Source organism: Desulfobacterium sp. N47 (genome assembly GCF_051233685.1).
Taxonomy (GTDB): Bacteria; Desulfobacterota; Desulfobacteria; order Desulfobacterales; family RPRI01; genus RPRI01.
Genome location: NZ_JBAMMY010000316.1, coordinates 1 through 11,384, shown reverse-complemented (window position 1 = coordinate 11,384; position 11,384 = coordinate 1). Strand labels below are relative to the sequence as shown.

At 41.1% G+C, this 11,384-nt stretch carries 3 protein-coding genes, 2 tRNA genes, 3 rRNA genes and 1 other RNA gene; all 9 read right to left on the bottom strand.

Features of this window, described 5'->3' with window-relative positions; all coding sequences use genetic code 11:
* Positions 1–149: 149 nt before the first annotated feature.
* The 9 genes from VXK47_RS20205 to ssrS all read right to left on the bottom strand — a co-directional run bounded on the left by VXK47_RS20205 (position 150) and on the right by ssrS (position 10,817).
* The gene (locus VXK47_RS20205) at positions 150–1,448 is read right to left on the bottom strand and encodes an ATP-binding protein (protein ID WP_435550592.1); all 1,299 of its coding nucleotides are present in this window, start codon (positions 1,446–1,448) and stop codon (positions 150–152) included.
* Positions 1,449–1,539: 91 nt separating this feature from the next.
* A 5S ribosomal RNA gene (gene rrf, locus VXK47_RS20200) occupies positions 1,540–1,656 on the bottom strand.
* A 91-nt stretch (positions 1,657–1,747) separates the two neighbouring features.
* Positions 1,748–4,785: ribosomal RNA gene (locus VXK47_RS20195) — 23S ribosomal RNA — on the bottom strand.
* Positions 4,786–4,939: 154 nt separating this feature from the next.
* Positions 4,940–5,015: transfer RNA gene (locus tag VXK47_RS20190), tRNA-Ala, on the bottom strand.
* An 85-nt stretch (positions 5,016–5,100) separates the two neighbouring features.
* Positions 5,101–5,178, bottom strand: a tRNA-Ile gene (locus VXK47_RS20185).
* A gap of 156 nt (positions 5,179–5,334) precedes the next feature.
* Positions 5,335–6,897 (bottom strand): 16S ribosomal RNA (locus tag VXK47_RS20180).
* Together the 16S, 23S and 5S rRNA genes with 2 tRNA genes alongside form the textbook arrangement of a ribosomal RNA operon.
* Before the next feature lie 428 nt (positions 6,898–7,325).
* The gene (gene tyrS, locus VXK47_RS20175; RefSeq protein WP_435550591.1) at positions 7,326–8,615 is read right to left on the bottom strand and encodes a tyrosine--tRNA ligase; all 1,290 of its coding nucleotides are present in this window, start codon (positions 8,613–8,615) and stop codon (positions 7,326–7,328) included.
* A gap of 7 nt (positions 8,616–8,622) precedes the next feature.
* Complete coding sequence (rny, locus tag VXK47_RS20170) at positions 8,623–10,185, bottom strand: ribonuclease Y (RefSeq protein WP_435550590.1); 1,563 nt, start codon at positions 10,183–10,185, stop codon at positions 8,623–8,625.
* A 452-nt stretch (positions 10,186–10,637) separates the two neighbouring features.
* Positions 10,638–10,817: non-coding RNA, 6S RNA (ssrS, locus tag VXK47_RS20165), on the bottom strand.
* Positions 10,818–11,384: the final 567 nt, after the last annotated feature.

Genomic DNA, 11,384 nt, shown 5'->3' with positions numbered 1-11,384 from the left:
AATGTTCCCGCTCTATCTCCAAGCTTTCAATAGTTTCTTCCATCGGCTTCCTCCTATGGTCTGAATGCTTAACAAGCAATCAGACTATAGGCGAAATATCTCGCCTTGTCAAGTTTTTACCCATATTTATGTCGCAGACCCTTATCGAATCAATTTAGTGAATCAATTTGTTTTAATTTAAACATAAACACAGAGCCAACGTTAATTTTACTTTCAACCTCAAGCCAGCTTTCATATGGTTTTAAGATATTGAGCACTATTGATAACCCGAGCCCTGTACCCTTTGGTTTTGTTGTGAAAAAAGGATCATAAATTGATTTAATATTATTATCCGTTATACCGCAACCATCATCAGCCACTTCAATGACAGCACTTTTATTTTTAATTGAATATAATTTTACTTTTATATTGCCGGATGTTTCTATTGCCTCAGATGCATTCAAAAGGAGGTTCCATAATATTTGATGCAGATGTACAGGGTACATTTCTGTCCATACATTAGGTGCTATATCTTTTAAAATAATAATTTTCCCGGAATTTTTACTATCTTTTTCAAAAAGTTCTATAGTTTCTATTATGCTCTTCCCTAATTCAATTTTTTCTATCTTTCCAATAGGAGGACGTGCAAATAATAAATAATTATTAACAAGAGAGCCTAGACGATCTGCTTCTTTATGTATTATTCTCATAAGCCTATCTTTCTGAGGATTTTCGTACATATCCTCAGTTAGCAGCTGAATTGAACCAGATATTGAAGCAATTGGATTTTTTATTTCATGAGCCATTCTTGCTGCCATCTCTCCCATCGCAGCCATTTTCTCAAAACGTTTAATACGTTCCTTCATAGCCAATAATTCACTTTTTGTTTTTCTTGCTTGTTCTGCAAGATAATTGCTCAAAAAAGCAACTGAAATACATGCTAAAGTAATAATAATTATTTTATATTGAACCTGATTCCACGGATAACTTGAAGCAGTAATGCCGTCTTCAAATGGAAATGGGTTTATAAAGCCAAAATACTCTAACTCAACAATTATGCCATATTGAATAGCGCAAAGTGCAGCAATAATCATGCTGCCTTTTTTGTAAAGAAGCATGGTAGAATATATTATAACCACAAGATATAAAAAAGAAAATATACTCGAAAAACATCCTGTTACAAATATTATGCAGCTTATAATAAGAGTATCAATTCCGATCTGTATTGAAGAAAATATTTCAATTCTTTTTACACGATTAAATAATATTGCATAACAAATTGAAAGAATTGCCACACCAAATATAAGACCATAAAGCATTAAAAGAGACTTATCAAATAGTGAATGCGTAGAACCTATCTGGAGAACAATTGTTGATCCAAGAAGAAGCGAAATAAAAAGAACCCTGAAGAATATAAGCCCTTTTAGTCTTTGGTAAGCATCATTATTATTATTATTTATTTCTTTCATGTTATCCATATGTCGAATTTACCATAAAGGTTCTTTCTAAACCATAAAAAAAAACCCGGAACTTAAAATACAAGTTCCGGGTATAAAATATTTTCGGCGGTGTCCTACTCTCCCACCCAGTTTCCCGAGCAGTACCATCGGCGCTGAAGAGCTTAACTTCCGTGTTCGGGATGGGAACGGGTGTTTCATCTTCGCTATAACCACCGAAAAACTATAAATTTCAATTTATATTACAATTCAGTTATCAGCATATTTCACATTATAAAAAGATCATACTTTTAAATTATGAAAATTACTTTATGGCCAAGCCTCACGACCTATTAGTACCAGTAAGCTAAATATGTTACCACACTTACACATCTGGCCTATCAACCTTGTAGTCTTCAAGGGGTCTTAAGTTAAATATGTTTCCATATTTAAGGGATATCTAATCTTGAGGTTGGTTTCCCGCTTAGATGCTTTCAGCGGTTATCCATTCCGAACTTAGCTACCCAGCGATGCCGCTGGCGCGACAACTGGAACACCATTGGTTCGTCCATTCCGGTCCTCTCGTACTAGGAACAGATCCTCTCAAATATCCTACGCCCACGAAAGATAGGGACCAAACTGTCTCACGACGTTTTAAACCCAGCTCACGTACCACTTTAATTAGCGAACAGCTAAACCCTTGGGACCTGCTCCAGCCCCAGGATGTGATGAGCCGACATCGAGGTGCCAAACCGCCCCGTCGATGTGAACTCTTGGGGGCGATAAGCCTGTTATCCCCGGCGTACCTTTTATCCGTTGAGCGACGGCCCTTCCATTCAGAACCGCCGGATCACTAAGACCTACTTTCGTACCTGCTCGAAATGTCTCTCTCGCAGTCAAGCTCCCTTATGCCTTTACACTCCACGGCTGGTTTCCAATCAGCCTGAGGGAACCATCGCGCGCCTCCGTTACTCTTTGGGAGGCGACCGCCCCAGTCAAACTACCCACCAGACACTGTCCTTCGCCCAGATAATGGTACGAAGTTAGAATCCTAAAATAGCAAGGGTGGTATTTCAAGGTTGGCTCCACCGAAACTAGCGTTCCAGCTTCAAAGCCTCCCACCTATCCTACACATACTATTTCAAAATTCAATATCAAGCTATAGTAAAGGTGCCGGGGTCTTTCCGTCTTTTCGCGGGTAAGCGGCATCTTCACCGCTAATACAATTTCACTGAGTCCCTGGTTGAGACAGTGCGGAAGTCGTTACGCCATTCGTGCAGGTCGGAACTTACCCGACAAGGAATTTCGCTACCTTAGGACCGTTATAGTTACGGCCGCCGTTTACTGGGGCTTCGGTTCAAAGCTTCACCTTGCGGCTAACAGATCCCCTTAACCTTCCAGCACCGGGCAGGCGTCAGACCCTATACATCGTCTTACGACTTAGCAGAGTCCTATGTTTTTAGTAAACAGTCGCTACCGCCATTTCTCTGCGGCCTCTCTCAGCTCAACAAGTAAATCATTTCACTTAACAGAGGCACACCTTCTCCCTAAGTTACGGTGTTATTTTGCCGAGTTCCTTAACCAGGGTTCTCTCAAGCGCCTTGGGATTTTCTCCCCACCTACCTGTGTCGGTTTTCGGTACGATCACCTAATTATCTTGCTAGAGGCTTTTCTTGGCAGTATGGGATCAATCAGTTTATGAGACTTACGTCTCTCCTCATCACTTCTCGGCTTTAATAAAAGAGTGGATTTGCCTGCTCTTTCAGCCTACAAGCTTAAACCATCTATTCCAACAGATGGATGACCTACCCTCCTGCTTCCCCCCATCACTCTCATCTGCTTTCACAGACATTGATAATTCGGTGGTACAGGAATATTAACCTGTTTTCCATCACCTACGCCTTTCGGCCTCGGCTTAGGGATCGACTAACCCTGAGAAGATTAGCTTTACTCAGGAATCCTTAGGTTTTCGGCGAGCGGGTTTTTCACCCGCTTTATCGTTACTCATGTCAGCATAGTCTCTTCTGTTCAGTCCACCTGTCCTTACGGTCAAACTTCAACCCGAACAGAATGCTCCCCTACCGATCCGCCAAAGGCGAATCCCGCAGCTTCGGTAATGTGCTTAAGCCCCGTTACATCTTCGGCGCAGACTCACTCGACCAGTGAGCTATTACGCTTTCTTTGAAGGATGGCTGCTTCTAAGCCAACCTCCTGGTTGTCTGTGCATTTCCACATCCTTTACCACTTAGCACATATTTAGGGACCTTAGCTGACGATCTGGGCTGTTTCCCTTTCGACCACGAAACTTAGCTCCCGTAGTCTGACTCCTGTAATAAAAGTTAATGGTATTCGGAGTTTAGTTAGGTTTGGTAATCTGGTAAGACCCCTAGCCCATCCAGTGCTCTACCCCCATTACTTAATTTACAAGGCTATACCTAAATATATTTCGGGGAGAACCAGCTATTTCCAAGTTTGTTTGGCCTTTCACCCCTATCCACAGCTCATCCGAGTAGTTTTCAACCTACAACGGTTCGAGCCTTCACGCAATTTTACTTGCGCTTCACTCTGGCCATGGATAGATCACTTGGTTTCGGGTCTACTCCACGCAACTAATACGCTCTATTAAAACTCGCTTTCGCTCCGGCTACACCTATCGGCTTAACCTTGCTACGTAAAGTAACTCGCTGACTCATTATGCAAAAGGCACGCAGTCAGGCTGGAACCGTCAAAGACGGACCATAGCCCTCCTACTGCTTGTAAGCAAACGGTTTCAGGTACTATTTCACTCTCCTCACCGGAGTACTTTTCACCTTTCCCTCACGGTACTGGTTCACTATCGGTCGTCAAGTAGTATTTAGCCTTAGGAGATGGTCCTCCCGGATTCCCACAGGGTTCCACGTGTCCCGCGGTACTTGGGTACTCAATCCAGAAAGTCTGATTCATTTAATTTACAGGACTTTCACCTTCTATGGTAAGCCTTTCCAGACTTTTCATTTATAAATCAGATTTGTAACTTTCCGATCCGTCCGAAAACAGATCCAATCGAGACCCACAACACCGAGTATACAACGCTTTCGGGCTTTAACATATACTCGGTTTAGGCTGTTTCCCGTTCGCTCGCCGCTACTTAGGAAATCACTATTGTTTTCTTTTCCTGAGGTTACTAAGATGTTTCAGTTATCCTCGTTCGCCTCTATAACCTATGTATTCAGTTATAGATGTCTTGTCATTACTCAAGACAGGTTTCCCCATTCAGAAATCTCCGGATCAAAGCTTGTTTAGCAGCTCCCCGAAGCTTATCGCAGCTTACCACGCCTTTCATCGCCTCTTGACGCCAAGGCATCCACCGTTTGCTCTTGATAGCTTGGCCACAAAATAATTTTCATAATTATGCTGATCTTTTTTTTTAATGCTTTTAATAACCAAATTGTCAAAGAACAATCTAAAAAATAAATTCAGATCTAAAAAGTTCATTATAATACTTTTTAAAACTGAATTTACAAACAGAATAAACGAATATTTTTTGGTGGAGGTGAACGGGATCGAACCGATGACCTCCTGCGTGCAAGGCAGGCGCTCTCCCAGCTGAGCTACACCCCCAAAATGACAGATATCAACCAAAGTTTTGCAGATTTCAGTTTATATTAATCTCCGAAACCCGAAATTTTGATATCCGAATTTCGCGTGGTGGGCCTGGATGGAGTTGAACCATCGACCTCACGCTTATCAGGCGTGCGCTCTAACCAAACTGAGCTACAGGCCCAAAATCTGCATTGGCATTTTACAGCCAATCCTGAACCTGATCGAGCCTTTCGTTCGTTTATTTATTTATTAGAGAACCAACCTTGATCTCTCAAAACTAAATAGTGACAGTTATGTTAAGGATTATTTTTCTTTCATAAAGAATTATCTTCCTTAGAAAGGAGGTGATCCAGCCGCTGGTTCCCCAACGGCTACCTTGTTACGACTTCACCCCAATTATCAACCATACCTTAGGTGCCTGCCTCCCCGAAGGGTTGGCCCGACAACTTCTGGTACAATCAACTCTCATGGTGTGACGGGCGGTGTGTACAAGGCCCGGGAACGTATTCACCGCGGCGTGCTGATCCGCGATTACTAGCGATTCCAGCTTCATGGAGTCGAGTTGCAGACTCCAATCCGAACTTAGAACTGCTTTATAGGATTGGCTTACCCTCGCGGGTTCGCAACCTTTTGTACAGCCCATTGTAGCACGTGTGTAGCCCTGGATATAAAGGCCATGAGGACTTGACGTCATCCCCACCTTCCTCCCCGTTTACCGGGGCAGTATCTTTAGAGTCCCCAACTGAATGATGGTAACTAAAGATAAGGGTTGCGCTCGTTGCGGGACTTAACCCAACATCTCACGACACGAGCTGACGACAGCCATGCAGCACCTGTCTCCGGGCTCCCCGAAGGGCACTTCTCTCTTTCAAGAGAATTCCCGGGATGTCAAATCCAGGTAAGGTTCTTCGCGTTGCGTCGAATTAAACCACATGCTCCACCGCTTGTGCGGGCCCCCGTCAATTCCTTTGAGTTTTAATCTTGCGATCGTACTTCCCAGGCGGAACACTTAATGCGTTAACTGCGGCACAGCAGGGGTCAATACCCGCTACACCTAGTGTTCACCGTTTACTGCGTGGACTACCAGGGTATCTAATCCTGTTTGCTACCCACGCCTTCGCGCCTCAGCGTCAGTATTGGTCCAGGAAGTCGCCTTCGCCACCGGTGTTCCTCCTGATATCTACGAATTTCACCTCTACACCAGGAATTCCACTTCCCTCTCCCATACTCAAGTCTTTCAGTTTCAAATGCACTTCCGAGGTTAAGCCCCGGGCTTTCACATCTGACTTAAAAAACCGCCTACGCGCCCTTTACGCCCAATAATTCCGAATAACGCTTGCACCCTCCGTATTACCGCGGCTGCTGGCACGGAGTTAGCCGGTGCTTCCTTCAGTGGTACCGTCAGTAATTAATGGTATTATCATTAATCATATTCTTCCCACTTGACAGAGTTTTACGACCCGAAGGCCTTCATCACTCACGCGGCGTTGCTGCGTCAGGGTTTCCCCCATTGCGCAAAATTCCTCACTGCTGCCTCCCGTAGGAGTCTGGACCGTGTGTCAGTTCCAGTGTGGCTGATCATCCTCTCAGACCAGCTAACCATCGTAGCCTTGGTAGGCCATTACCCTACCAACAAGCTAATGGTACGCGGGCTCATTTTCAAACAGTAGCTTATACATAGAGGCCACCTTTAATCTATCAAACCAAGATTAAATAGATATTATCAGGTATTAGCCCGCCTTTCGGCGAGTTATCCCAAATTTGAAAGAAGATTACCCACGCGTTACTCACCCGTGCGCCACTTTACTATCTTTAGCAAGCTAAAGAGTTCTCGTACGACTTGCATGTGTTAAGCACGCCGCCAGCGTTCATTCTGAGCCAGGATCAAACTCTCCAATTAAACTTTTTTTTACTTTTGCATGTCTTAAACATGCTCCCTAACTCACAAGCTGTCACTATCTAGTTTTCAAAGATCAAGTGATTGCTGAGACAGCAACCTCAATACTTAAAAAGATATATTTATACTTTATCATAACCTCTTGTGTCAAGCATTTTTTTCCAAATTTAAAAAAATTCTTTTAAATCCACAATCGGTTAGCTCTTACTGAAAGATGGTATCTTTAACAAACCACTTTCTGTTTGTCAAGCTATTTTTATCTGAAAATAACTTTATTTGACCACCATTTAGCATTGAAGAACATACGATTTTGCTCTGTGCAAAAAAGAGATTGTCTGTATAAAATTTAGCTTACATAAGTTAACTAACAATCAAACAATCAAATCGTAGGGCGTTTCTATACTCAGACACATCTTATGTCAAGCGATATTTTATTGTTTTATCTTAATTTTATGGATACGCTTTTTGCCAGACCTTAATAATATCTCCATATGCATGATATCATTAGATGTAATCATTTCATCAAACATTTCAATACGCCGATCATTTACGTAAGCCCCACCCTGTTCAATAAGCCTTCTTGCAGCTGCTCCCGATACAGTAAGTTTTGCCTCATGAAACAGCTTAAATGCCGGTATTCCCAATTTTAAAACATCCTGATTAATATAAGAACAGGGAACAGAGATATCTTCGGCTTTAGAACTGTTTCTTGGGACCGTACTGTGCATTAAATAATCTTCAGGCACAAACCGTTCGCCAAAAACGCTTGCAGCCGCCTGGTATGCCTTAACCGCCTCATCACGCCCATGAGCAAGCAGAGTTGTTTCAAACGCAAGCACTGTTTTAGCACTATTCAAATCAGCCCCTTCTAATTTTTCGATATCTTTTATCTCCTCAATAGGTAAAAACGTAAAAAGAGCCAAAAAACGCGCTACATCCCTATCATCAGTATTTATCCAGTACTGATAGTAATCATAAGGACTTGTTCTGTCTGAATCCAGCCAGACAGCGCCTTTTGCGGTTTTTCCCATTTTAGCCCCATTGCTGGTTTTTATTAAAGGAAAAGTAATGCCGAAGGATATATCTTTCTTGACCTTTCTTATAAGCTCAATACCTGCAACAATATTTCCCCATTGGTCGCTCCCTCCCATTTGCAGCCTGCACTTATATTTATCAAAAAGCTCTAAAAAATCATAAGCTTGCAATAACATATAGTTAAACTCAATAAAGTTTAAGCCCTCTTCAGAATCAAGTCGTAATTTATAGCTTTCGGCTTTTATCATCCGATTGACCGAAAAGCACTTTCCTATATCCCGTAAAAAAGGAATATATTTTAATTCGCTGAGCCACTCATTATTATTAACAAGCAGCGCCTTATTATCGCTAAAATCAATAAAGCGGGAAAGCTGTTTTTTTATCCCGCTGAGGTTAGCTTCAATCATTTCAGGGTTAAGAAGCTTTCTCATTTCGGTTTTACCGCTTGGATCGCCTATCAGGCCTGTTCCACCGCCAATAAGAGCAATTGGTCTATGGCCATTTTTTTGCATATGCGCAAGCGCCATTATGGGTATAAGACTTCCAACGTGCAAACTCGATGCGGTAGGATCAAAACCTATATAGCATGTTATTTTATTATTCCTGATATAGTCTTTGAGCTCTTCGTCATGAGTGGTTTTTTCAATAAAACCTCGTTCTTCAAAAATATTAATTAAGTCAGCCATGCCGCCCTCACTTATTTGCAAACTCTACAGCTCTTGTTTCACGAATTACAATCACTCTTATCTGCCCTGGAAACACGAGAGATTCTTCTATCTTTTTGGCAATATCTCGGCTTAACATAACTGAATCCGCATCCGATATGATTCCACTTTCCACAATTACCCTAAGCTCTCTTCCGGCCTGAATGGCATAGGTGTTTGCAACACCTTTAAATGAATTAGCTATTTTTTCAAGATCTTCCAATCTTTTAATATAACTTTCTAGCATTTCCTTTCTGGCTCCGGGCCTTGCTCCTGAAAGAGCATCCGCAGCCTGGACAAGATATGCATAAACCGACGATGGGGTTATATCTTCATGATGGGCAGCAATTGCATGCACAACTTTTGGAGCTTCACCAAATTTTTTAGCAAGATTTGACCCTATAATCGCATGGGGCCCTTCAACCTCATGATCAATTGCCTTGCCTATATCATGCAGAAGACCCATACGTCTTGCTAACTTTGAGCTTAAGCCGAGTTCTGAGGCCATTATTCCACTTAAAAAACCGACCTCAAGGGAATGCTGTAAAACATTTTGCGTATAACTTGTTCTATATTTTAATCTTCCGATATATTTTATAAGATCATTATGAATTCCATGAACGCCCAGATCAAAAGCTGCTTGCTCACCGGCTTCTTTTATAGTTTGATCAACCTCCAGACCGACCTTTTTAACAACATCCTCTATCCTTGCCGGATGAATCCGTCCATCAGATATAAGCCTCATAAGTGAGATGCGTGCCACTTCTCTCCTTACCGGATTAAATCCTGATAAAATTACCGCTTCTGGAGTATCGTCAATAATAAGATCTATTCCTGTTGCTGCTTCAAGAGTTCTGATATTTCTCCCTTCCCTTCCTATTATTCTTCCTTTCATTTCATCATTAGGAAGTTGAACCACAGAAACAGTTCGTTCGGCAACATAATCCGAAGCGTACCTTTGCATAGCAGTTGCCATGATATTTTTTGATTTCTTCTCGGCTTCTTCTTTAGCCTCATTTTCAATCTTTTTAATTAGTTTTGCTCCATCATGACGAGCTTCATTTTCCATAGCTCTTAGCAAAAGCTCCTTAGCCTGCTCCGAAGTTAAACCTGAAATTATTTCAAGTTGTTTGTTCTGCTCCTCGATTATTTCATTATATTTACTTTCACTTTTTTCAACATTATCTTCTCTTTTTTTAAGAATAACTTCTTTCCGTAAATTTTCTTTCTCCTTCCGTTCGATCTGCTCAAGCTTATTGTCTATACTCTCCTCTTTTTGAATCAGCCTCTTTTCTCTTTTTTTAAGCTCAGCTCTTGTTTCTTTAGTTTCAAGATCAAATTCCGTTTTCATCTTGAAAAGTTTATCTTTAGCCTCAATCTGGGCTTCCTTTATAACAGCCTCAGACTTAATTTTCGCAGCCTCTATTATTCTGGAAGCTCCATTTTCAGCTGCCTTGATTTTCTGGGAAGTAATTTTTCCTTTTACCCAATAGGCAACTGCATATCCTATGGCAAACATTACAATGCCAATGATCATCAGATAAATCTTCATTATCTATCTCCAATTATTCAGAATTCACCAATATAAATAAAATATGTGGTAGGTTTAAAAACAATCATGCAAAGCTACCTGATATAACAATTTTTAGCTTTAACATGTAAAAACCATATGCAAAAAATTGCAACCAATTAATCCTGGTGAACTCGTAACAAGTTCACCAATTTTAATAAACCTGCAAAAACATGAAATAATAAACACATAACCTGATGTTAATCCATCTTTTTATCTTAGATTAAACAACAAGGTACAAACATACATAAAAGCAACAGCAGGTGCTACGCTTCTCAATTGCTGAAATGTTTAAAGCGGCATATACTCAGTTTTTGCGAGTTCATCAATAATTGTTTACGACCAATGACATGAAAACAGCTGATAGGCAGGAGAAAAACGGTAAGGAGCATAGATTATTCCTTAAAGACATCAATTTTTTTCCGGGGAAATTTGATACCCCCGCACTGTGCCGTGTCGGCAAGCCTCTGAACCTAATGTTCAAAGTTAGCGCCTTATGATTTCTTTAGGCTTTTCTGTACTGGCAGAACATGCACACCAAAATCAAGGAAGGCCCTATATATTATCTTTGTTGGGTCAAAGAACAAAGCCAATCACAAACACGGCAGGGGTATTTTGCAAAAACTAAATTTCACTTCGGAAATCCCAGCCAGAGATAAATCCTATATATGAACAATAGCAGAAAAACTCTCTGATTTCAGCTTGTTATTATTATATTTTCAAAAATTACCGAACATACATGCCATCTTGAATATTAATGGACTCCCAAAAAACCCATCTACAGGCCAAGGGCAGGTAAGCCCTGGCCTGTGGTAATGTTGAAACCACTATAACCGCAACAGCAAGCTCATCTCCCGCAACTTCTCAGCGGGAAACTCTATTGGATAAGAAATCTGTTATTATTCGTTACGGTCGAATATCGCCAATATTCCATAGCTGGAAATATTCAATAAACTTCAAACAGCGCAAGAAATGAACCCAATTCAAACTGAGTAAAAAATCATTTTGTAACTTTTTACGAAGATATCAATATTTGAAAGTACCTAACCCGGACAAGCCGGAACCAAGAATTTTTAGTTAAACCATGCTAAAATGAGTGTAACATTTTTAGCATGGAGGTTTAGTATGTTGATTACCGAACGATATAAAGAGCAAATCACGGGTGTTCTTTCATGTTACGA

Bases quoted from the DNA above. Each gene is read 5' to 3' on its own strand.
- VXK47_RS20205 (WP_435550592.1), bottom strand. From the start codon at position 1,448: ATGAAAGAAATAAATAATAATAATAATGATGCTTACCAAAGACTAAAA.
- tyrS (WP_435550591.1), bottom strand. From the start codon at position 8,615: ATGGCTGACTTAATTAATATTTTTGAAGAACGAGGTTTTATTGAAAAA.
- rny (WP_435550590.1), bottom strand. From the start codon at position 10,185: ATGAAGATTTATCTGATGATCATTGGCATTGTAATGTTTGCCATAGGA.